This is a genomic window from Rhodococcus sp. NPDC056506 (genome assembly GCF_042794945.1).
GTDB lineage: Bacteria > Actinomycetota > Actinomycetes > Mycobacteriales > Mycobacteriaceae > Rhodococcus_F.
On sequence record NZ_JBHTSW010000018.1, the window covers coordinates 17,059 to 38,606 of the forward strand.

A 21,548-nucleotide genomic window follows, 5' to 3' on the forward strand; every position below is an offset into this window, starting at 1 on the left:
GCTCAGGCAACCAGCAGGCGCACGGTGTCTGCCACCAGCGCAGGTTTGCCCGCTCCTTCGATGTCGATCGTGTACCGCACGACAATCGTCGCGCCCTTCGCCGTGCGCTCGAAGGAAAGAATCTCCGCGCCCGCTCGCACCGACGAACCGACCTTGACCGGTTCGGGGAATCGCACCTTGTTGCTGCCGTAGTTCACGGTCATGGAAATTCCGTCGACGCGCATCACCTGAGCGCCCAGCACCGGCAATAACGACAGGGTCAGATAGCCGTGGGCAATGGTGCCGCCGTAAGGGCCCTGCGCTGCGCGCTCGGGATCCACGTGAATCCACTGATGATCCTCGGTGGCGTCGGCGAACTTGTCGATCCGATCCTGTGTGACCGGGAACCACGCGCTGTAGCCCAAGTGCTCACCGACAGCCGTCTCTACTTCGTCGATTCCGTTGAAAATTCGCATAGTTCTCTCCTGAAAAGTGTTGAACAGCAAAGGAAAGCAACAGCGTCCGGCGCAGCTCTAATGTGCGCCCCGGCGCAGCGTTAATGTGCGCCCCGGCGCAGTGTCACCCGATACGTGTACTGCTCCGGCAAGAAGTAACTCACCGACAGCTCGTTGGCGACGCCCTGCGCGTTGGAGTACAACCGATCCACTCGCAACATGGCGTGCCCGATCTCGCAATCGACGTCCCTGGCCACGTCTGCCGTCGCCGGGGACACCGTGATCGATTGTGCTGCTTCGACAATCGGACTGTCGATCAGCGGTTCCAGCAAGCCGATCACGGTATTTGCGCTCACCGCACCGGCGGCCATTGCGGGTAGGTCGATGATCTGACGAGCTATCGCCTCCGGCAGATGCGCCGTCGTCTGAACGAACGGAACCCCTTCGTGTATCCGCCGAAAGACCACGGTGTACACGACGTCGGTGTCGAGCCGAAGCCGACTGGCAGCCTCGATGTCCACGCGCCGTTGCAGCGGTGAGACTACTTCCATCGTCGTATCCCGCGAAAGGTTCATGAGATCTTCGATGGACCCGAGATGACGGAGATAGCGGCCACTGTTCTCGGTCACGAACGTTCCGCGCCCGGGTACCCGGTACACGATGCCCTCGGCAACGAGGTCGTGAAAGGCTCGGCGGACCGTCTGCCGGCTCACGCCATGATGCTGCGCCAGTTCGGATTCGGTGGGCAGTTGAATGCCGTCGCGGTAGGTACCGGCAGAGATCTGCTGACGAAGCTCACGAGAGAGGCGTTGGTACGCCGGCTCCGTCTCTCTTTCCTTACCGCTCATAGCGACATGATCCTACTTGCTCACCGGGCCGTCACAGACCGCCGCGGGCAACCAACTGCGAAACGATCACGTTGCGCTGAATTTCGTTGGTTCCCTCACCGACGATCATCAGCGGCGCATCACGGAAATACCGTTCGACGTCGTACTCCGTCGAGTAGCCGTAACCACCGTGGATGCGGACGGCGGACAACGCGATTTCCATTGCCACCTCGGAGGCGTACAGCTTGGCCATGCCTGCCTCCATGTCGCACCGCTCGCCGCTGTCGTACATTTGCGCCGCGTGCCAGGTCAGCTGCCGTGCCGCAGTCAACTTGGTTGCCATGTCGGCGAGATAGTTCCCGATCGACTGGTGCTTCCAGATCGGCTGCCCGAAGCTCTCGCGCTGCTGCGCGTAGGCAAGCGAATCCTCGAGTGCAGCCGTGGCGACGCCCAGCGCACGGCATGCCACCTGGATACGGCCGGTCTCGAGCCCCTTCATCATCTGCCCGAATCCCTTGCCAGGAGTGCCACCGAGAATGGCCGACTCGGAAATTCGGTAGTTGTCGAAGGACAATTCACAACTCTCGACGCCCTTGTACCCGAGCTTCGGGAGATCGCGGGAGACCGTCAGTCCTTCGCCGTGCTCGACGAGAACGATCGAGATACCCGCATGCCGAGGGCTTGCACTCGGATCGGTCTTGCACAGCAAGGCGATCACGCCGGACCGGCGGGCATTGGTGATCCACGTCTTGGCCCCGTTGACGACCAGATCTGTGCCGTCGCTCTTGGCGTTGGTCGTCATGGCCTGCAGATCGGAGCCACCGCCAGGCTCGGTGAGTGCCATGGTTGCCCGGATCTCACCGGTTGCCATTCGCGGCAGGTATTTCACCTTCTGCTCTTCGGTACCGAACAGTGAGATGAGCTTCGCGACCACCGTATGACCGCCCATCGCTCCCGCCAGGGACATCCACCCTCGCGACAGTTCCTGCGTCACCTGCGCATAACAGGGCATGGACACCGGCGATCCGCCGTACTCCTCGGGAATCGCGAGACCGTAGATCCCGATCTGCTTCATCTGATCGATCCACTTCTCGGGATACTCGTTCGCGTGCTCCACCTCCTGAACTGTGGGCTTGACCTCTCGGTCGACGAACCGGCGCACGGTTTCGATCAGGAATGTCTCTTCGTCGTTGAGCTTGAGCATGAATCCGCCTCGACTTGAAAAAAGTTTGTACGGCCATATTTCGATATTGTTCGCGCAATGTCAATACCGCTCCTTGACATGGATACGCAGCAACTGCCAGCATCGAGGCAGTTCGTTGCACATCAACGCCGTTCACGGCAGCTCATCACTTTCACAACTGGCCGTACATTTGAACCCCAGATCGAGGTAATCGACACACATGGACGAGAACCACTACCGCTCGACCAGACGCCGCGCGTCCCTGGTCGCACCGGGTTCGGACGAGCGCAAGGCCCGCAAAGCCATCGCATCGAGCGCAGACGAGGTGATTCTCGACCTCGAGGATGCCGTCACTTCGGCAAACAAGGACCTGGCGCGGGCCCTCGTCACCGCGCTGGTGCAGGAGTTCGGTGCGACGCGCACCATCTCGGTGAGGATCAACGGCCTGGCAACGCCGTGGGCCCGCGACGACCTGATCGCCTGCGGCACCCTCGGAGAATCGCTGACCAGCGTGATCGTCCCGAAGGTCGAGTCGTCCGACGAACTGCTCGAGGCCGAACAGATCCTCGCGACTGCAGGCGGGCACCACACCACCTTGCAAGCGCTGATCGAAACTCCGCTCGGCGTCCAGAATGCCGACTCCATCGCCCGCGCGACTCCTCGCCTCCAGGGCGCGATCATCGGATACGCCGATCTCGGTGCAGCACTAGGTCGCTCGCGCTCGGCGCTGCCGGAACACTGGCTTGCCGTCCAGGACAGAATCCTGATCGCCTGCCGTGCGGCCGGCATCGCAGCAATCGACGGGCCCTTCCTCGGTATCGCCGACGACGACGCCTTTCGGCGCGCTGCGCACTGGACCAGCGCTCTCGGATTCGACGGCAAATGGGTCATCCATCCGGCGCAGATCGACTCGGCCACTGGCGCATTCACCCCTTCGGAGGACGCTGTCAGTGAGGCCCGGCGGGTATTGACCGCACTCGAAGAAGCCGAGACCCTGGGTTCGGGCGCCGCCCAACTCGACGGTCAGATGCTCGACGAAGCTGTGGCCGTGGCAGCGCGTCGTACGCTTGCCCGAGCCGAAGGAGTCACCGTATGAGCGAGCACTACGTAGGAGGACCGTACTTCGACGAGCTGACCCACGGACAGATCTTCGACGAAGCCCCCGCGGTGACGTTGACCAGTGGACTCGCCGCCGCCCATCAGGCAATTCTCGGCGACCGCATGCGCCTGCCTCTCGACGCACACTTGTCGTCGAGCGTCACGGGTTCTGCTGCACCAGTGGCGAATCCAGGACTGGTCACGGACATTGCCATCGGTCAGTCCACCGTGGTCACTCACCACGTCAAGGCGAACCTCTTCTACCGTGGACTGCGATTCCACCGCTTCCCCGTGCTCGGCGACACCCTGTACACACGGACCGAAGTGGTCGGTCTACGAGAGAACTCGGCCAAGCCGGGACGCGCCGCCACCGGACTTGCGGCGCTACGGATGACGTCCGCTGACCAGAACGGCAACACGGTCCTCGACTTCTACCGCTGCGCCATGCTCCCGCTGAGCCCCGACCCGATCGAGACGAGAACCCGCCACGCCGACGACCTCGGTGCGATCGGTCCGCTCGAACCGGCTCCGTACGTCTCACCAAGTGGCTGGGACCTCGACACATATCGAGAGCGGGTGCCCGGCAAGCACTTCGAATCAGGTTTGGTGGGCTCCGTGTTCCGTAGCAGCGGCGACGTCGTCTCGAGCGCCCCCGAACTTGCCCGCCTGAGCTTGAACATCGCAGCAACGCACCACGACGAGCGCGTCGGCACTCACGGTCGCCTCGTCTACGGCGGCCACACCATCGGGATTGCTCTCGCCCAGGCAACTCGCGCACTGCCGAACGTGGTGACAGTGCTGGGGTGGCACTCGTGCGATCACGCCGGACCCGTTCACGAGGGCGATACCCTCTCGAGCGAACTGCACGTCGAAGGTTCGTCGCCCCTCGAACACGGAACCGCAGTGCAGCTGCGTTCACTCGTGTTCTCCCACAATGCTTCTGCAACACAAACTCCGGTCCTCGACTGGCGTTTCACCGTGTTGATGGCATGACCGCACACTCTTCTACCCCGGAGGAACACAGATGACTCAGACCCCCGGCCCGCTGTCCGGGCTTCGCATCGTCGAGGTCTCGAGCTTTGTCGCCGCACCCCTGTGCGGGCTGACTCTCTCACAACTCGGTGCCGACGTGATCCGGATCGATCCGATCGGAGGAGCCTCCGACTACAACCGATGGCCGGTGACGGCCGAGGGTGAAAGCATCTACTGGACCGGGCTCAACAAGGGCAAACGCTCACTCTCGGTGGACATGCGTGCCGAGCGCGGCCAGGAACTGATTCGCCAACTGGTCACGGCTCCGGGACCTGGCGGCGGAATCCTGGTCACCAATGCCGGCGGCCGCAACTGGATGAGCCACGACTCCCTGGCCCAGTTGCGCAGCGACGTCATCACTCTCGAGATCCTCGGGCGCCGCGACGGCAGTCCCGGAGTCGACTACACGGTCAACGCCGCGTTGGGATTTCCACAGATCACCGGCCCCGCGGACTACGCCGGTGTTGTCAATCACGCCTTGCCTGCCTGGGACGTCGCATGCGGGCTCTACGCCGCCCTGTCGATCACTGCCGCAGTGCGCCAACGTGACTCGACCGGACATGGATCTCGGATCACGCTCCCGCTCGAAGACGTCGCGTTGGCCACCGCAGGAACTCTCGGCTACCTCACCGAAGTGCAGGTGAACGGCCGCAGTCGTGAGTCCGGTGGCAACGCCGTCTACGGCACGTACGGAATCGATTTCGTCTCCAGTGACGACGAACGGTTCATGATCGTCGCCCTCACTACTCGCCATTTCCGCGACCTTGCGTCGGTCACCGGCACCACGGCGGCTGTCGACGCCGTCGAAACCGCACTCGGAGCGGACTTCTCCACCGAAGCGGACCGCTACCGTCATCGAGAGGTGCTGACTGCCCTGTTCTCACACTGGTTCCGGGAACACAGCGGCGCCGAGATCGCTGCAGCGCTGGACACATCGTCAGTTCTGTTCGAGAGGTACCGCAGTTTCGAAGAGGTTGTGAAATCGGGTGAACTCGAGAACAACCCGATGTTCTCCGCACTCGATCAACCTCGAATCGGACGCTATCTGGCTGCCGCCAACCCCGCCTCGTTCGACGGCGCGCACCTGGGCACCGGACCCGCCTCCGAGGTCGGCGGCGACTCGATCGCGGTTCTCGCCGGCATCCTCGGAACCAACGCCGATCACGCCTCGACGCTGATCGCGGACGGAGTCGTCGGGGTTCCGGCGAACTGACCCACCCACGAAAATACTTTCGGCCTCGGAACATCGTTCCGAGGCCGAAAGTTCGTAGCTTGCAATTCAGAGACCAAGATCCTTCGCGATGATGGTCTTCATGACTTCGCTTGTACCACCGTAGATTCGCGTGACACGTGTGTCTGCGTACAGACGTGCGATGGGGTACTCGGTGATGTAGCCGTATCCGCCGTGCAACTGGAGGCACTTGTCGATCACTCGACCTGCTGCCTCGGTGCAGAACAGTTTCGCCTTCGCTGCGTCGGGAATCGTCAGCGTGCCGCGGTCATGGCATTCGAGTGCGTTGTCGGACACCAGCTGGATGGCATCGACCTCGGTAGCACATTCGGCCAGAACGAATTTGGTGTTCTGGAATGCCGCGACGGGTTTACCGAACACCTTGCGGTCCTTGACGTAGTCGATCGCAAAGCGAAGCGCGGCGCTCGCGGTGGCGGCCGCGCCGAACGCGATGGTCAACCGCTCCTGAGCCAGGTTGTGAGTCAGATAGCTGAACCCGTCACCTTCTTCTCCGAGTCGGTCCTCGACGGGCACCTGTACGTCGACAAACGAAAGCTCAGCAGTATCGGAGGTCTTGAGACCGATCTTGTTGATCTTGCGCCCCACCGAGTATCCGGGCGACGACGTATCGATCACCAGAATCGACAACCCAGTGCGTCGGTTCTCCGCTGTACTGGGGGCGGTGCGGCACACAACCAGGACGCGATCGGCAAGCACCCCGCCGGTGATGAACGTCTTCGAACCATTGACCACGTAGTGCGTGCCGTCCTCGGACAGCTTGGCCGTCGTCGCGATGTTCGCCAGATCCGAACCCGTTCCCGGTTCGGTCATCGCAATCGCGAACATCAGATCTCCCGAAGCGAAGCCCGGCAACCAGCGGCTCTTCTGCTCGTCGTTCGCGTACTCGAGCAGGTAGGGCAGGATTAGGTTGGTATGCACCGACTGCGAGCCGAACGACGCCCCGGCGGCAGCAACTTCCTCGGCGACGACGACGTTGAACTTGAGCGACTTCTCGCCGCCTCCGCCGTATTCCTCCGGCACCTGAATTCCGAGTACGCCCAGCTCTCCGAGTCGTCGGTAGAAGTCACGGGGCGGGTAACCGTCCTCTTCCCACTTCTCGTGGACCGGGGTGACTTCCTTCGCGATGAAATCGCGGACAGTAGCCCGGAATGCCTCGTGATCCTCGTTGAACACGGTGCGCTGCATGTATGAACTCCAGTCGGTCAAGGGAACAGGGTGATCCTTTTTCTCACCTTGCCTCAATGTTCCGCATCCGATCCAACACTCATCGGCTATGGCTCCGATAGGGCGTACCAATATGGCCTGACCTGCGATACATAGGCAACCGCTATCGTTCCGATCATCGACGCGACATTGCTCAAAGTGATCCAGAACACGTTGAATGGGTCAGCCGGCAAATACAACACCATCGATCGCTTCGAGGCCGCGCTTCGAGCACGATCGCATCCGCCCACCAGTCTCGAAGGGACGCCACGTGACCCCCATCGCGCCACAGCGTAACGACGTCCAGCCCGAAGCAACAGCAACGCCAGATTCGTCAGCAGTCCCTGTCTTCGGTACCCGCAAGCGTGCGTGGACGATGACCGGGCTCGTCGTCTTCCTCTACATCGTCAACTACGCGGACAAGGCAGTCCTCGGCATCATCGCTCAGCCCCTCGCTCGTGAGCTCGGACTGAAGTCGTCGCAAATCGGCATGGTCGGCTCGCTCTTCTTCCTGATGTTCTGCATCGGCGGATTCCTCGCCGGACCGCTCAACAAATATCTGACCCTACGTTGGGCGCTGTTGATCCTGGCCGCCATCTGGTCCGTGGTCATGCTTCCCCTCGTTCTCGGCGCCAGCCTCGCGATGTTGATCGTCTCGCGCATGCTCCTCGGATTCGCCGAGGGTCCCAGCTCGGCACTGATGCACACCGCCGCGTACTCGTGGCACCCGCCGGCCAAGCGCGGCCTTCCCGGCGCAATGCTCGCCGGATCCGCATCTGTCGCAAAGATCGCCCTCGCGCCGGTACTGACCTTCATCGCCGTTCATTACGGCTGGCGTGCAGCGGTTCTCTCGCTCTCCGTCCTCGGACTCGTGTGGATGGGTTGCTGGCTGGCCGGTTGGTCCGAGGGCCCGTACACGAGCAAGGCCGTCAAGGCGACCAAGAATGCAGATACAGAAGCAAGCGAGGCAGCCGGGACAGCAACGAAGGCAGTCACCGAGCCCAACGTTCCTTGGCGCAAGATCCTGCTCTCCCGCACCTTCATCAGCTGCTGCTTCCTCATCGCCACCATCTACGCGCTGACCACCGTCGTTCTCACCTGGCTGCCGTCGTACTTCGAGGTCGGCCTCGGATACAGTGCGATGCAAGCCGGTTCGATGTTCGCGCTGCACTCGATCGTCGGTCTGGTTCTCATGATCACCTCCGGTTCGGTCACGGACAAGTTGATCGGCCGCGGCTACACCTCTCGCACGGTTCGTGTCATCGTCCCCTGTGTCGGCGTTCTGATCTGCGGATCGATCCTCCTGTTCCTGCCTCAGATCTCCACTCCCATCGTCGCCGTCGCCATGGTCTCGATCGGCTACGGATTCTCGGCAATCACCTTCCCGCTCATCAACGCTGCGATCTCCGAACTGTGCCCGCCGCAGCAGACTGCCGGAACGATGGGATTCTTCCTCGCCATCATGTCGATCGGCGGCCTGATTGCTCCCTACGCAACGGGAGTCATCGTGGACAACGCTGCAACACCGGCCGATGGCTACGCCCAGTCCTTCCAGGCAATCGGCATCATCGGAGTCGTCGCCGCGGTTCTGGTCCTCGTCTTCGCCAACCCCGAACGCGACCGCAAGCTCATCCGCGGCTGAGTACTCCACGTATAGCCTTTCGCTAACACAGCCATTCACCGAAAGACATTGCCGGGTCGTCCCGCTCGTGATCGACTCGAGTAACGCCCCAACCGCACCGTCGCAACACCGGGCACGAACAGCAGGAGAGATACATGCGAGATGCCGTCATCGTCGACGCAGTACGTACACCGATCGGCCGTCGCGGCCGCGCCCTCTCGGAGATCCATCCGGCCGAGCTGTCCGCACACGTACTGCGTGCGCTCGCTGAACGGACCGGACTCGACGCGGCGACGGTCGACGACGTGATCTGGGGATGCGTGAGTCAGGTCGGCGAGCAGGCCGGAAGCATCGCCCGCACAGCGGCACTCGCCGCCGGCTGGCCCGACAGCGTTCCCGGTGTCACGCTGACCCGAGCCTGTGGATCGAGCCAGCAGGCAGTGTCCTTCGCTGCGGCCACCGTCATCTCCGGCCAGAACGACGTGGTCGTAGCCGGAGGCGTCGAATCGATGTCGCGAGTACCGATGGGGACCGCCAGCAAAAACGGTGAGCACTTCCCCGCTTCGGTACTCGAACGCTTCGGGGTGGACAGTTTCAGCCAGGGAACCGGCGCCGAGATGATGGCCCGGAAATGGGCGCTCACACGAACGGCTCTGGACGAATACGCACTTCGCTCACACAAACTCGCGGCCACCGCCACCGATGCAGGTGCGTTCACCGGGCAGATCGCTCCGATCGCCGGCTTGTCCCAAGACGAAGGCATTCGGCGAGGCGGAAGTCTGGAGTCGCTCGCGAAGCTGCCCCCGGCCTTCGACGCCGACGGAGTCATCCACGCCGGCAACTCTTCTCAGATTTCCGACGGAGCGGGCGCCACACTCGTCACGACCAGTGAGTACGCCCGGGCACGCGGGTGGAAGCCTCTCGTCCGTATTCACACCGCAGTGGTCGCGGCCGATGACCCGGTCATCATGCTCACCGGTCCGATTGCCGCCACCGCAAAGGCATTGGATCGCTCCGGCTTGTCTATCGACGACATCGGCGCCTTCGAAATCAACGAGGCATTCGCGCCCGTCCCGCTTGCCTGGCAGGCCGAAACCGGCGCGGCCGTAGATCGTGTGAATCCGCTCGGCGGCGCGATCGCGGTCGGGCACCCACTCGGCGGATCGGGCGCGATCTTGATGACTCGCCTGGCACATCACATGCGCGATCAGGGAATTCGCTACGGACTCCAGTCGATGTGTGAGGCCGGCGGCATGGCCAATGCGACCATTCTCGAATTGATCTGACCCGACAACGCTTTCGGGCCACACGTCATCCAGCAGGAAAGAAGAATTGATTCATGAAACTCGAGGGACTTTCCACCGCGATCACCGGCGGCGCTTCAGGTCTCGGCCTGGCCACCGCTCGACGACTGCTCGACGCCGGGGCGCAGGTCACGTTGATCGATCTGCCTTCCTCCGACGGTAAGCAGGTGGCGGCCGATCTCGGAGCTGCCGCACAATTCGCCGCGGCCGACGTCACCGACAGCGAACAATTCGCGGAAGCACTCGACGCGGCGCACGAGCGCGGCGGACTGCGTGGCGTCGTCCACTGCGCGGGCGCCGGGCGTCGCATGCGCATTCTCGACAAGGACGGAAAAGCCGGATCGGTCGAGGATTTCGAGTTCGTCGTCAAACTGAATCTGGTCGGTTCGTTCAACGCACTCCGGCTCGGCGCCGAGCGGATGGCCGAACTCGACGCCGTGGACGGTGAGCGAGGTGCCATCGTCATGACGGCGTCGGTCGCGGCATTCGAAGGTCAGATCGGTCAGATCAATTACACGGCATCCAAAGCCGGAATCGTCGGTATGACGGTCACCGCTGCTCGCGATCTCGCCAGCCGAGGAATCCGCGTCAACACCATCGCTCCTGGCATCATGGACACTCCCTTGCTGGCGCGCCTGCGCGAAGACGTGCGCACCGCCCTCGAAGCCTCGGTTCCCAACCCTTCACGGTTGGGTCGCCCCGACGAGTTCGGTCAGCTGGCCGTCTCGATGCTCGAGAACGGCTATCTCAACGGCGAAACCATCAGGCTCGACGGCGCTATCCGGATGGCTCCCCGGTGACGGGCGCCAGCGTGATCGCCAATCCACAACTGCGCCACAACATGCACTACCCGGATACCACGATGGCCTACTGGGCGCCCAGCATGGCGTCACTGTACGGTGATCGCCTCGCCGTCGTGGACGGAGAGCGCACGTGCACCTTCCGCGAACTCGGCCAGCGCAGTGCACAATTCGCCGGTGCATTGCGGCAAGCCGGAGTGGGCGTCGGTGACGTGGTGTTGATGCACCTCGGGAACTGCGTCGAGTTCCTCCAGGCCTACTACGGCTGCCTGCAAGCCGGAGCGACCGTTACGTTGGTCAATCCGCTGCAGCCAGAACTCGGCCTACGCAAGCAGATCGAAGAGACGTCCGCCGTTGCTGCGGTCACTCAAAGTTCGCAGCTGCACGTCCTTCTGGCGGCTTCTGCGGGAACCACCATACGTACGATCGTGATGGTCCAGGACACCGAGGGCGCGCTCGACGCTCCGGAGTCGGTCGTCGCGTTCGACGCCTTCATCGCGGACCTACCCACCGAATTCACCCCAGCCACCGTCCGTAGCGACGACATCGCGCACATCGCGTTCACGGGCGGAACCACCGGGGTGTCCAAAGGTGTTCGCGTTCTTCACCGCAACGTCGTCGGCAACATCACGCAGATGTGTGGTTGGAGGACCGGACACGAATTGGAGGCAGGTGCCGACGGTCTGGTCACGCCACGACGCATCGACGGCCTCGACGTGCTCGGTCCGACGCCGGGAACCGGTGCGACCATCGTGGTCTCACCTCTCTTCCACGCACATTCGTTGCTCAACACGTCGTTCCTGTTGATTTCCGGGCTCACTCAGGTATTTGCCGGCCGGTTCGAACCCGGCCGGATGCTCGAGCTGATCGAAAAGCACGGCGCCACCTACCTCACCGGGTCTCCCGCCATGTGGCACGCACTGTCGGTTCATCCCGACGCTACGGTGCGTAACACCGACAGCGTGTGTGTCGTGTCCTCCGGCGCTGCCCCGATCGACAGCGTCACGCTCGCTGCGCTCCGCCGCGCATTTCCCAAAGCGCTGGTCGTCGAGGGATACGGACTGACGGAAGCCACTTGTGTGGTCACGGCCGCACCGCTGATCAACGGCTCGCAATACCGTCAGAGCAGCGTCGGCCTCCCGATCTTCGACACCGAGATACAGATTCGCGATCAACTCGACCGGAAGACTGTTCTGGGCGAGAACGAACGCGGCGAACTGTGGGTACGTGGACCTCAGGTCACCGACGGCTATCTCGGACATCCGGAAACCACCGCAGAACAGTTCGTTGACGGCTGGTTGGACACGGGCGACATCGCGTACGTGGACTCGGACGGATACCTCTTCATCTGTGACCGGGCCAAGGACATGCTCATCTACAAGGGGTACAACGTCTATCCGCGTGAACTCGAAGAGATTCTGGTCTCGCATCCGGCAATCTCGACTGCCGCGGTCGTCGGCCGCGAAGTGGGGAGCAACGGTCAAGAACCCGTCGCCTTCGTGGTGATGATTCCGGGCGCCGAGTTCGACGCCGAGCAGATCAAGGCGTTTGTCGCCGAGCAAGTGCTGCCGTACAAGAAGATTCGCGATGTCGTCGAGGTAGAGCTACTCCCGACGTCCGCCGCCGGCAAGGTGCTCAAAACCGATCTCCGGTCGAGGCTTCTCGAGTCGGTCGACAAGGCAGGTTCCAAATGACGACCTTCGCAGATCTGACGTCGCAACTGCGGGTACCAGTTCTCGCGTCACCGATGTTCATCATCTCGACGCCCGACCTCGTCATCGCGCAGTGCACGTCCGGGATCATCGGGTCTTTCCCGGCTCTGAATGCTCGTCCGCAGTCAGCACTTCGGGATTGGCTCAAGCTGATCACGGTGGCGCGCGAGGAGCATGATCGTGAACACCCGGAGAAGCCCTCCGCACCATTTGCGGTCAACCTCATCGTCCATCGGTCCAACAACCGCCTGGAAGAGGACCTTGCCACCATCGCCGAGTTCGAGGTCCCGATCGTCATCACCTCGCTCGGTGCACGCACGGACATCAACGATGCGGTTCATGCGTACGGCGGAATCGTTCTCCACGACGTCATCGACAACCGCTTTGCACGCAAGGCGATCGAGAAAGGCGCGGACGGGCTGATCGCGGTCGCCGCCGGGGCAGGCGGACATGCCGGCAGACAGTCGCCGTTCGCCCTGATTCGGGAGATTCGTGAGTGGTTCGCCGGTCCGCTACTGCTGTCGGGTGCGATCGCTCACGGTGATTCGATTCTTGCTGCACTCGCGGCCGGTGCCGACCTGGCTTATGTCGGTTCGGCTTTCATCGCTACGGAAGAGGCCAACGCCGATCCGGCGTACAAGGAGATGATCGTCGACTCCGGCGCTTCGGACATCGTGTACTCCAATCTGTTCACCGGCGTACACGGGAACTACCTGCGTGGCAGCATCGTTGCCGCCGGTTTGGACCCGGAAAACCTAGCCGAATCCGATCCTTCCGCAATGAGTTTCGCGACCACCGATACCGACACCAAGGCCTGGCGCGACATCTGGGGCGCGGGCCAGGGAATCGGTTCGGTCGACGCAGTTCTTCCGACGCATGCAGTGGTCGAGCGTCTCGCATCCGAGTACGAGGCGGCCCGCGAGCGCATCTGCCGACGCTAGGGCTGCGACAGATAGTCGTCGGACAGGTATTCGTCGGACAGGTATTCGTGGACCAAGCTCACGAATGCCTGTCCCACCGGCGACAAAGTCGAGGGGTCGAAGGCGAGACCGTACGCACGAAGGAATCTCGGCTCGCAGGCTCGCTCCACCACCTGACCTGGCATCGATTTCGCCACCGAGCGCTCGACCAACGAACCGCCGAGCCCAGCGATGACCATCGGTAGCCGCGACTCCCGCTGCTCCGTGACCACTGCGAGTTCCGTTCTCGTACCGGCCTTTCGGATCGAATCTTCGATCGCGTCACCCATCGCCGCCCCGCGAGGAACGAAGACCATGGGAATGTCCGGCATTTCCGAAAGGCGTACCGGCCCCTCGGGTAGATCAGTTCCCGCCGGGTAGACCAGGCGGTACTCCTGCTCCCCCAATTCTACGATCTCGAGCCCTTCGCCGGCCTCGAGCGGCAGATGTGCCACCGCGAATTCGCAGTGACCGTCCCGGATGAGACTTTCCAGATTGTCCTCCCGCTCGAGTTCCGAAAATCTGACTCGCGCTTGCGGATACCGTCGACAGAACTCCGCGATCAGATCGACGATCGTCCCGGAGGTCAGAGCAGGAAAAGCCATGATGTCGAGTCGACCGACAATCGCACCGTCGGATGCCGTCAATTGTTCCGCCGCGGCTGCAACGTCTCGCAGAACCTGTCGACTCGGGCCGACCAAGCTGCGACCGGCTGCACTGAGCACCATTCCGCGCCCGATCCGGTGGAAAAGCCTCACTCCCAGTTCACGTTCCAACCCGCGCAACGCCTGGGACACCGTCGGCTGAGCAACACCCAAAGCGGCTGCAGCGCCGTTGATTCCCTTGTTCTCGACGACCGCGAGGAAGTACTCCATCTGTCGAAATTCCACCGCTCAGTCCTTCCCAGAGGATGAAGAGTACGTCGCGGCCATCTCGGCAGCCGTCGCGATGAGCGCTGCAGCGGCCGGCGATTGCTCGCCCGAGCGGTAGACGATGCCGACGTCGCGCCGAAGCGGCGGATCGAACGAGAAAGCACACACATCCGACATCTGCTGTTGTGCAACCTTTCTCGGAACAACTGTGGCGCCGATTCCGCGACGGACCAGGTCCCACGTCGTGACCGGATGGACACAATCCACGACGACGTTCTCGGCGCCTTCGCTGAGCAAACCACGAAACTGGTTCGATTGGTCACCGAGGTCGACGACGAGAGGCAAAGTGTGCAGTAGCGCTCGAGGGACCGGATCGATCAACGGCGCCACCAAGCGGCCGGACAACGACGCGTGCGTGGCGAGCACCAACTCCTGAGTGACGATCGGAGCCGTGACCAATCCTTCGTACCCGATACTCAGATCGGTGACACCGACCTCGGCCGATCCGCGCCGCAACGCGTTGTCCACCCCGGCCGGGCCGTACGTGTCGAGAACGCGCACGACGATCTTCGGGAAGTTGGCCCGGAATCGACGAACCAACTCGACCATCGGATCGATCGAGAACGCCGAGTACGAGACGACGTCCACACGGCCGAACTCGAGTTCGCGAACGGCGGTCACCTTGGCCTTCGCGCGCTCGACGTCGGCAAGTATTCGCCTGGCCGCGAGATCGAAAGTTCGTCCGGCATCGGTGAGAACCAACCGTCTACCCGTCCGGTCGAACAGCGTGGCGCCGAGTCGACGCTCGAGCGTACGAATTGCCTGTGAAAGTGACGGCTGCGAAATGTAGAGAGCCTGAGCGGCCTTCGTTATCCCACCGTGGTCGACAACAGCGACGAAGTAGGTGACAAAGTGCAGGTCCACTCACTCATCATACGACCAGCGATCTGTCGCTCACTCCACGCGAGTCACCCCTGGTACCGCCCACTCTCCGGTGAAGATCGGCTCCCGCTTTTCCACGAAGGCACGAACCGCGTCGGTAGCGTCCGTCGCGAAATTGACGGCTTGTGCCCTTGCCTCGTTGTCGAGTGCTTCCCGCAACGAGAGCGAAGTGTGATGTTCGAGCATGGCGGCAGACTGACTCAATGCAGCAGGCGGACCGTCGGCGAGCCGTAGCGCCAGTGTCGACGCGTGTTCGTCCAGTTGGGCCGGTTCGACCAGATAGGTCACCAGTCCGAGTTCGTAGGCTTCCTGAGCGTCGATCGTCTCGGCGAGCATCACCAGTCGCTTGGCTTGCTGGAGTCCGACCAGTCTCGGCAGGATCCACGAACCCCCGAAGTCGACCGACAACCCGCGTTTGGCAAAGATCTGGCTGAACTTCGCGCCTTTGGCTGCCACGACGAAGTCGCAGAGTAACGCCATGTTCCATCCGGCTCCGACGGCAAACCCGTCGACCTTTGCCACCAGAGGCTTGGGAAACTCACCCAGGGCAGCTGCCGTTGCGTTGATGACGCGCATCCGATCGAGCGGATGCGACGAGCCGCGTTTGTCCAGATCGGAACCCGCGCAGAAGGTGCCACCCGCGCCAGTCAGGATCACCGAGCGAATCTGCGAGTCCTCCTGAAGTTCGAGGACCGCTTCACGGAGCGCGATCCAGGCGTCAAGATCGAGCGCGTTGCGGCGATGCGGTCGATCGAGAACGATCGTTGCGACAGCGCCCGTGCGTTCGATGCTTACGGCCGCGCGCTCGACGGTTTCGGCACTCATGAACCACTCCACACGGGAGAGCGCTTCTCGGCGAATGCGGTGGCACCTTCCTTGGCATCCCGAGATGCGAAGACCGGATCGATGAATTCGCGTTGCGCGACAAAGGCATCCGGATCGGTGTACTTGGCGGACATTGCCAGCACCTGCTTCGTCGCGCGCACAGCCAGCGGACCGTTTGCCGCTACTCGTGCCGCCAGCTCGCGTGCGACAGCCAGAGCCTGTCCCGGTTCGGCGAGTCGATTGACCAGGCCGTGATGATGCGCCACGGCGGCACTGAGTGGGTCACCCGTGATAGCGATCTCCATGGCGAGCTGATACGGGAGAATCTTGGGCAGACGCAGAAGGCCACCGGCGGCCGCGGCAAGCCCCCGCTTCACTTCGGGTAAGCCGAATTTCGCGTCGGAGGATGCCACGATCAGATCCGCTGCCAACGCCAGTTCACAACCGCCGGCGAGTGCCCAACCCTCGACGGCTGCAATCAGCGGCTTCGACGGCGGAGCTTCGGTCAAACCGGCGAACCCACGACCGGGCAGCGATGGTCGTTCGCCGCGTGCGAATCCCTTGAGATCCATACCTGCGCAGAAGGTTCCACCAGCGCCGGTCAGAATTCCGATGGTGAGATCGGACCGTTCCTCGAACTCGTCGATCGCGGCCGCCAAGGCCTTCGCGAGTTCCAGGTTGACCGCGTTCTTGGCCTCGGGACGATTGAGTGTGATGATGGCAATGCCGTCGGCGAAGTCGGTGAGCACGACGCTCATGTTCGGTTCCTACTTCCGTGATGAGATTTTTGAAAGGTCACTGAGCGCGGAGGCTCCATCGCACGGGCGTGCCGCCGGACGGTGTCACGATCTCCCGCTTGGCCAAAACAACAAGATGAGCATGTGTTTCGCGGACTGCCAGGCGAAGTAGCCGCGGCGACATCTGATCGAACGGGCGAGACCAAGAAATCGTGCGCGAGAGGTCCCAGGCCGTGGACTCGGGCTCGGCCTGCACCGCCTCCACAATTTCCGCCAATCTTTCCTCGTGGTGCCCCATCAATTGACGTGCACGATCAGCGATCCCCCGGAATCGATATTCGTGTGCCGGAAGGACTTCGTATTCACCCAGGGTTGTCGTCGCCTCGAGCGAGAGCAGATAACGATGGAGCGGGTTCTCGAGTTCACCGGGAATCGTGGAGATGTTCGGGCTGATCCTCGGCAACATGTGATCGCCGCTGAACAACAAACCCCGGTCCTCTTCCACGAAGCAGAGATGTCCAGGGGTGTGGCCGGGTGTCCACTGGGCGCGAAGATTCCATCCTGGTAGGTCGAGTGAATCCCCATCGCCCAGAACAGCGTCGATGGATTCGTGCTCAGCGAACCGCACCAGGTCGACCCGAGAGGCGTCGAGCACTTCCGCCGGCGCGCCGAGTTCGGACAACTGCAAGTTCCAACCACTGATGTCGTTGCGAGTCTGCTCGGGGCCGTGGTATCCGAGAAGCGTCGCGTCGGCCACGTGCATCGCCAGCGTTGCACCGCTGACCTGCCGAAGGCGCGGCGCCAGGCCGAAGTGATCGGGATGCAGGTGTGTGATTGCCGCATACCGCACTTCGGAAACGTGGTACCCGATCGACGCTATGCCGTCGACCAGAGCCTGCCACGACTGTTCGTGATCCCAACCGACGTCGATGAGGGCTAGTCCGTCGTCGAGGGCCAGTGCGTAGACGAGCACGTAGCGCAAAGGGTTGTCCGGCATGGGAACAGGGATCGACCACAATCCGTCCCGTACCTGCTCCACCGGTGGAAGGACTTTGTTCGCCCACGCCTCACGTTGTGCGACGCCGACGTCTTCGGTCACGATCATGATGCTTCTCCGCTCGCGTTCAGCATGGTCCGCAGGCTCGACTTGAGCAGTTTCCCGCTCGCATTGCGAGGTAGAGAGTCCACGAAATGGATCTGGCGAGGCTTCTTGTACGACGCCAACTTCGCTGTGCTGAAAGCAATCAACTCCTCGACGCTGGGCACCGCGGCACCGTCGACGAGTTTGACGACTGCGGTCACGGATTCACCCCAGCGCGTGTCGGGAACCCCGACCACCGCGACCTCGGAAACCGAAGGGTGCTCGGCCAGAATGGATTCCACCTCGATCGGATAGACGTTCTCGCCGCCGGTGATGATCATGTCCTTGAGACGATCGGTGACGAACAGATAGCCCTCGTCGTCCAGATGACCGGCATCGCCCGTTCGGAGAAAACCGTCGTGGGTGAACAATTCGGCGGTCTCACGTTCACGTCGCCAGTACCCGCGAGTGTTGTTTCTACTGCGCGCGACGATCTCACCGGACTCGTTGGGCGGCAATTCTGCACCAGTCGTGACGTCTCGAATGGAGATCTCGACGCCGATCATCGGTTTTCCTGCAGAGCGGAGCAAGTCCGATCGCGGCCCACTCACATGATGGTCGTAGGCGCGAAGGACGGAAACCGAACCCGTTGTCTCGGTCATCCCGTATCGCTGAACGAATTTGCAGTTCAACACGTTCATCGCGTGGGCGAGGAGTGCCGGCGTGATCGGCGACGCCCCGTACGCGACCACCTGCAAGCTGGAGAGATCGAAACTGTCGAGGGTGGGCAGATCTACCAGCGTCTGAATGACCGCAGGCACCAGAAATGCGTGGGTGACGTGGTGAGTCGCGATGGCATCAGCGACCCGAGCCGGCGCCATGTCTCCGAGCAGCACCAAAGGCACTCCGGCGGACAGGCACGTACTCATCCAGCCTGCACCGGCGATGTGAAAGAGAGGCAGCGCGTCGAGTGCCACTGCATTCGAACCGAATTCGTACACGTCGAACCCAGCCGGTTCGTTGTATAGATTCCGATGCGTGGCCACGACTCCCTTGGGCCGGCCGGTGGTCCCGGACGTGTACAGCTGCAGAACCGCTGCGTCTGGCTCGTGCCCAAGTCCGGGGTCGATGCCCGTCCCGGACGCCACGAACTCCGCCCAGGTTCGCGAATCCGGCAGACCCCTTGCGGCGCCCACGGTGATGACCTCGATGTGCGGCAACGCTGTGGAAATCGCTGCCGCGCCCACTGCGAACTCGTCGTCGACGATCAAGACGTCGAGTTCTGCGTCCTCGGCGATGTCGACGAGTTCGCGTGGGTTGAGCCGCCAGTTCAACGGAATGAACACAGCGCCTGCCTTCGCGCACGCGATGAAGGTTTCCGCACCTTCGAGACCCATCCGCAGTAGCGCGCCGACACGAGCGCCCGTCGCGGTTACTTCTGCCAACGCACTCGCCAAGGCACTGGTCTCGCCGTCCAGCTCGGCCCACGTCAAAGCTCGGTCGCCGCACGTGATCGCCGGATCGAACGGCCGTGTCGACGCCGAGTGGCGTATCCGGTTGGGTAGGTGAAGCTCGCTCACATCACGCTCCTGTGTTCCAGGTACTCACCGAGCGCGAACCGCGGTCAGTGGTACTGGAACAGTCGACCATCGCTATGGCCTGCGCCACAAAGTCGAGAAGGCGCACAGAGCCATAGCTCAGACCTATGTCTGCAGGTCGCAGCAAGTCACCACAGCCAGGGCACCGTCATCTGGGAGAATTCGTCAGATGCAGGCACCCGGGATGGACATACGCAGCGCGCAGTATCTCGTCGCCGTCGTCGACCACGGCAGCGTCACTGCGGCCGCGGACGTCCTGCGTATCTCGCAACCGTCACTGTCGCAGGCCGTACGCAACCTCGAACGAGCACTCGGAGCCACACTCTTCGAGCGCACCACTCGCGGTTTGACTCCCACCACAGTCGGACTGGCAGTCGCCGAGTCTGCACGTGCGTTGCTGTCCGACGTTGCCCGGGCCGAAGCCGCGGTGGCTGCGGTAACCACCTTGCATGCCGGGGAACTCGCCCTAGCTGTCCAGTCCGATCTGGCCATCGACCCGGTGGCCGAGGTCGCCGGACGCCTCCATCTGACGGCACCCGGAATTCGGTTCTCCACGAACGCCGCCGCGAACGCACAGGACGTGCGAGCACTGGTCAGAGCAGGCGCGTGTGAACTCGGGTTTCTCGAAGCCCACCCGGGTGCCGGTGTCTCCGACGGGCTTCGAGAAATCTCCGTGAGTAGCCAGGAAACGGTCTTGTCTGTCCCCGTTCACCTGGCCACAGAACTACCCGACCCGGTTCCACGCGCTGTGGTTGCGCGCTTGCCGATGGTGGTCGAGGCCTCTGCAGCCAGGCGCGGGTATTCGGTCGACGACGACCTGGAACCCACCAACGTCGTGGTGGAAGTACCTGATCGCCTTGCCGTCCGGGAGATGGTCGGCCAAGGCGTAGGCGCCGCACTGCTTCCCAGATCGATCGCCGAACAAGACTCCCCGGCAGCTGAGGTTCGCTCGCTGTTCCCACCGATCACCCGGCAGACGATCTTGGTCTACCGCGACGGCCCGCTCTCGCCGGCCGGGTCCGCGTACATCGAGAAACTCTCGACACGTCACAAGCCGTCTACGAACAGCCTGCCCAACGGGGAGAGCGTCTCCGGATCGAATTCGACGCCGTAATTCAGCGAGATCGCCGGCTCCACCGGAAATATCTCCGCGCCGGACGCGACCGATCTCTCGGCCAGCGAACGCTCCATGAACGCCATACCCAAACCCGCAAAGACGAACGCGCCGACGGTCTCCCGCTGCGCCAGCTCCGTCGACATTCGAGTCCTGGCACCGGCAGCCTGCAGGGACGACTCGATGGCGAGCCGCGCCCGCGAGTGTTTGAGCACGCCCACCACCGGAAGATCGGGCAGTTCCGTCAATGACACCGGCTCTCCTGCAGCGGGTTTCATGCCGTTGGGCCACACATCCGGGTGTACCCCCGACGGCACTGCCAGCCAGTACTCGTTCACCCCGATCACTTTTGTCGACAGCGCCGACATGTCCGGGGGCCAATAGCTGAAGACCACCTCGCACGCGCCGTCTGCCAGGACCTGTTCGGTCGTCGCACCCTGCGGTAGTTCACCGACACGTACGGTGACACCAGGCCACTGCTCACGAAAGTTCGCCACGATGCGTGCGATCGGGCCTTCGAGACCATGTGCCGCGGAAAAGATGTCGAGGCGCCCACGAGGCTCGTCGGCCGTACCGATCGCGACATTGAACGCGGCCGCACTACTGCGCATCATCTGCCTGGCCGGTCCTACCAACGCCCGACCTGCTGCCGTCAGAACCAAACCGCGACCGACACGGTGGAACAGTTCGACTCCGAGTTCGCGCTCGAGACCACGAATCCCCTGCGACAGCGACGGCTTGGTGACCGACAGATTCTGCGCTGCCGTCGACAGAGACTCCCCACCGGCAACGGCGAGGAAGTACTCGATCTGACGTAGGTCCACGCCGTCGACTTTGCCATAAACGCAGCCAGGTATACCGGTAGCAAGCACTGCAGGGTGTTCATGCACCCTTCACTAATCGGACATTCAGGACACACCTTCTTCTACCCGGCGCCACCTACCGTAATTGGTC

General features: G+C 62.7%; 20 protein-coding genes. 9 read left to right on the forward strand and 11 right to left on the reverse strand.

The genetic code is table 11. The features are described from left to right. Window positions 1-2: 2 nt before the first annotated feature. The 3 genes from ACFQ6H_RS16200 to ACFQ6H_RS16210 all read right to left on the reverse strand — a co-directional run bounded on the left by ACFQ6H_RS16200 (window position 3) and on the right by ACFQ6H_RS16210 (window position 2,465). Window positions 3-455: a MaoC family dehydratase gene (locus ACFQ6H_RS16200; RefSeq protein ID WP_378531399.1), complete on the reverse strand. Its 453-nt coding sequence runs from the start codon at window positions 453-455 to the stop codon at window positions 3-5. An 80-nt stretch (window positions 456-535) separates the two neighbouring features. Next, complete coding sequence (locus ACFQ6H_RS16205) at window positions 536-1,282, reverse strand: GntR family transcriptional regulator (RefSeq protein ID WP_003940169.1); 747 nt, start codon at window positions 1,280-1,282, stop codon at window positions 536-538. Window positions 1,283-1,313: 31 nt separating this feature from the next. Next, window positions 1,314-2,465, reverse strand: coding sequence for an acyl-CoA dehydrogenase family protein (locus tag ACFQ6H_RS16210; protein ID WP_003940468.1), 1,152 nt, complete (start codon window positions 2,463-2,465; stop codon window positions 1,314-1,316). Window positions 2,466-2,664: 199 nt separating this feature from the next. Between ACFQ6H_RS16210 and ACFQ6H_RS16215 the strand changes: the two genes are divergently transcribed. The 3 genes from ACFQ6H_RS16215 to ACFQ6H_RS16225 are packed head-to-tail and all read left to right on the forward strand — an operon-like array spanning window position 2,665 to window position 5,787. After that, entirely contained in the window at window positions 2,665-3,540 is an 876-nt protein-coding gene (locus ACFQ6H_RS16215) for an HpcH/HpaI aldolase/citrate lyase family protein (RefSeq protein WP_378647207.1), read from the forward strand. Then, a complete protein-coding gene (locus ACFQ6H_RS16220) occupies window positions 3,537-4,535 on the forward strand; it encodes a MaoC family dehydratase (RefSeq protein WP_378531392.1) in 999 nt (332 codons plus the stop codon). Before ACFQ6H_RS16215 ends, ACFQ6H_RS16220 begins: the two co-directional genes overlap by 4 nt. Before the next feature lie 31 nt (window positions 4,536-4,566). Next, window positions 4,567-5,787 carry a CoA transferase gene (locus tag ACFQ6H_RS16225; RefSeq protein ID WP_378647209.1) on the forward strand — a complete coding sequence of 407 codons (1,221 nt, stop codon included), beginning with the start codon at window positions 4,567-4,569 and terminating at the stop codon, window positions 5,785-5,787. A gap of 66 nt (window positions 5,788-5,853) precedes the next feature. Here ACFQ6H_RS16225 and ACFQ6H_RS16230 read toward each other — a convergent pair whose 3' ends face one another. Continuing rightward, entirely contained in the window at window positions 5,854-7,011 is a 1,158-nt protein-coding gene (locus ACFQ6H_RS16230; protein ID WP_378647211.1) for an acyl-CoA dehydrogenase family protein, read from the reverse strand. Window positions 7,012-7,207: 196 nt separating this feature from the next. On the opposite strand from ACFQ6H_RS16230, the gene ACFQ6H_RS16235 reads away from it, so the two are divergent. The 5 genes from ACFQ6H_RS16235 (at window position 7,208) to ACFQ6H_RS16255 (ending at window position 13,407) form a co-directional block, all read left to right on the forward strand. Next, window positions 7,208-8,671 (forward strand): MFS transporter, encoded by a 1,464-nt coding sequence (locus ACFQ6H_RS16235; protein ID WP_378647213.1) that lies wholly within the window; start codon window positions 7,208-7,210, stop codon window positions 8,669-8,671. 134 nt (window positions 8,672-8,805) lie between these two features. Further along, the gene (locus tag ACFQ6H_RS16240) at window positions 8,806-9,936 is read left to right on the forward strand and encodes a thiolase family protein (protein ID WP_378647215.1); all 1,131 of its coding nucleotides are present in this window, start codon (window positions 8,806-8,808) and stop codon (window positions 9,934-9,936) included. Window positions 9,937-9,989: 53 nt separating this feature from the next. Then, the gene (locus ACFQ6H_RS16245) at window positions 9,990-10,754 is read left to right on the forward strand and encodes an SDR family NAD(P)-dependent oxidoreductase (protein WP_378446871.1); all 765 of its coding nucleotides are present in this window, start codon (window positions 9,990-9,992) and stop codon (window positions 10,752-10,754) included. Next, window positions 10,751-12,448, forward strand: a complete 1,698-nt coding sequence (locus tag ACFQ6H_RS16250) for a class I adenylate-forming enzyme family protein (RefSeq protein WP_378647223.1) — start codon at window positions 10,751-10,753, stop codon at window positions 12,446-12,448. The genes ACFQ6H_RS16245 and ACFQ6H_RS16250 overlap by 4 nt, the downstream gene beginning before the upstream one ends. Then, complete coding sequence (locus ACFQ6H_RS16255; protein ID WP_378531380.1) at window positions 12,445-13,407, forward strand: NAD(P)H-dependent flavin oxidoreductase; 963 nt, start codon at window positions 12,445-12,447, stop codon at window positions 13,405-13,407. Before ACFQ6H_RS16250 ends, ACFQ6H_RS16255 begins: the two co-directional genes overlap by 4 nt. On the opposite strand, the gene ACFQ6H_RS16260 is transcribed toward ACFQ6H_RS16255, so the two are convergent. Genes ACFQ6H_RS16260 through ACFQ6H_RS16285 form a run of 6 tightly spaced genes read right to left on the reverse strand, consistent with a single transcriptional unit; the run spans window position 13,404 to window position 19,462 of the window. Then, window positions 13,404-14,315, reverse strand: coding sequence for a LysR family transcriptional regulator (locus ACFQ6H_RS16260; protein ID WP_378647225.1), 912 nt, complete (start codon window positions 14,313-14,315; stop codon window positions 13,404-13,406). The genes ACFQ6H_RS16255 and ACFQ6H_RS16260 overlap by 4 nt on opposite strands. Window positions 14,316-14,318: 3 nt before the next feature. Beyond that, entirely contained in the window at window positions 14,319-15,221 is a 903-nt protein-coding gene (locus tag ACFQ6H_RS16265) for a LysR family transcriptional regulator (protein ID WP_378531376.1), read from the reverse strand. 30 nt (window positions 15,222-15,251) lie between these two features. Further along, complete coding sequence (locus ACFQ6H_RS16270; RefSeq protein WP_378647227.1) at window positions 15,252-16,064, reverse strand: enoyl-CoA hydratase/isomerase family protein; 813 nt, start codon at window positions 16,062-16,064, stop codon at window positions 15,252-15,254. Then, window positions 16,061-16,822, reverse strand: coding sequence for a crotonase/enoyl-CoA hydratase family protein (locus ACFQ6H_RS16275; RefSeq protein WP_378647229.1), 762 nt, complete (start codon window positions 16,820-16,822; stop codon window positions 16,061-16,063). The genes ACFQ6H_RS16270 and ACFQ6H_RS16275 overlap by 4 nt, the downstream gene beginning before the upstream one ends. 37 nt (window positions 16,823-16,859) lie before the next feature. Next, window positions 16,860-17,906 carry an MBL fold metallo-hydrolase gene (locus ACFQ6H_RS16280; protein ID WP_378647231.1) on the reverse strand — a complete coding sequence of 349 codons (1,047 nt, stop codon included), beginning with the start codon at window positions 17,904-17,906 and terminating at the stop codon, window positions 16,860-16,862. Then, complete coding sequence (locus ACFQ6H_RS16285; protein ID WP_378647233.1) at window positions 17,903-19,462, reverse strand: AMP-binding protein; 1,560 nt, start codon at window positions 19,460-19,462, stop codon at window positions 17,903-17,905. Before ACFQ6H_RS16285 ends, ACFQ6H_RS16280 begins: the two co-directional genes overlap by 4 nt. Window positions 19,463-19,649: 187 nt before the next feature. Between ACFQ6H_RS16285 and ACFQ6H_RS16290 the strand changes: the two genes are divergently transcribed. Then, window positions 19,650-20,594 (forward strand): LysR family transcriptional regulator, encoded by a 945-nt coding sequence (locus tag ACFQ6H_RS16290; RefSeq protein WP_378647235.1) that lies wholly within the window; start codon window positions 19,650-19,652, stop codon window positions 20,592-20,594. Here ACFQ6H_RS16290 and ACFQ6H_RS16295 read toward each other — a convergent pair. Beyond that, window positions 20,528-21,418 carry a LysR substrate-binding domain-containing protein gene (locus tag ACFQ6H_RS16295; protein ID WP_378628889.1) on the reverse strand — a complete coding sequence of 297 codons (891 nt, stop codon included), beginning with the start codon at window positions 21,416-21,418 and terminating at the stop codon, window positions 20,528-20,530. The genes ACFQ6H_RS16290 and ACFQ6H_RS16295 overlap by 67 nt on opposite strands. Window positions 21,419-21,548: the final 130 nt, after the last annotated feature.

Bases quoted from the DNA above. Each gene is read 5' to 3' on its own strand.
- ACFQ6H_RS16200 (WP_378531399.1), bottom strand. From the start codon at position 455: ATGCGAATTTTCAACGGAATCGACGAAGTAGAGACGGCTGTCGGTGAG.
- ACFQ6H_RS16205 (WP_003940169.1), bottom strand. From the start codon at position 1,282: ATGAGCGGTAAGGAAAGAGAGACGGAGCCGGCGTACCAACGCCTCTCT.
- ACFQ6H_RS16210 (WP_003940468.1), bottom strand. From the start codon at position 2,465: ATGCTCAAGCTCAACGACGAAGAGACATTCCTGATCGAAACCGTGCGC.
- ACFQ6H_RS16215 (WP_378647207.1), top strand. From the start codon at position 2,665: ATGGACGAGAACCACTACCGCTCGACCAGACGCCGCGCGTCCCTGGTC.
- ACFQ6H_RS16220 (WP_378531392.1), top strand. From the start codon at position 3,537: ATGAGCGAGCACTACGTAGGAGGACCGTACTTCGACGAGCTGACCCAC.
- ACFQ6H_RS16225 (WP_378647209.1), top strand. From the start codon at position 4,567: ATGACTCAGACCCCCGGCCCGCTGTCCGGGCTTCGCATCGTCGAGGTC.
- ACFQ6H_RS16230 (WP_378647211.1), bottom strand. From the start codon at position 7,011: ATGCAGCGCACCGTGTTCAACGAGGATCACGAGGCATTCCGGGCTACT.
- ACFQ6H_RS16235 (WP_378647213.1), top strand. From the start codon at position 7,208: ATGGGTCAGCCGGCAAATACAACACCATCGATCGCTTCGAGGCCGCGC.
- ACFQ6H_RS16240 (WP_378647215.1), top strand. From the start codon at position 8,806: ATGCGAGATGCCGTCATCGTCGACGCAGTACGTACACCGATCGGCCGT.
- ACFQ6H_RS16245 (WP_378446871.1), top strand. From the start codon at position 9,990: ATGAAACTCGAGGGACTTTCCACCGCGATCACCGGCGGCGCTTCAGGT.
- ACFQ6H_RS16255 (WP_378531380.1), top strand. From the start codon at position 12,445: ATGACGACCTTCGCAGATCTGACGTCGCAACTGCGGGTACCAGTTCTC.
- ACFQ6H_RS16270 (WP_378647227.1), bottom strand. From the start codon at position 16,064: ATGAGTGCCGAAACCGTCGAGCGCGCGGCCGTAAGCATCGAACGCACG.
- ACFQ6H_RS16275 (WP_378647229.1), bottom strand. From the start codon at position 16,822: ATGAGCGTCGTGCTCACCGACTTCGCCGACGGCATTGCCATCATCACA.
- ACFQ6H_RS16280 (WP_378647231.1), bottom strand. From the start codon at position 17,906: ATGATCGTGACCGAAGACGTCGGCGTCGCACAACGTGAGGCGTGGGCG.
- ACFQ6H_RS16290 (WP_378647235.1), top strand. From the start codon at position 19,650: ATGCAGGCACCCGGGATGGACATACGCAGCGCGCAGTATCTCGTCGCC.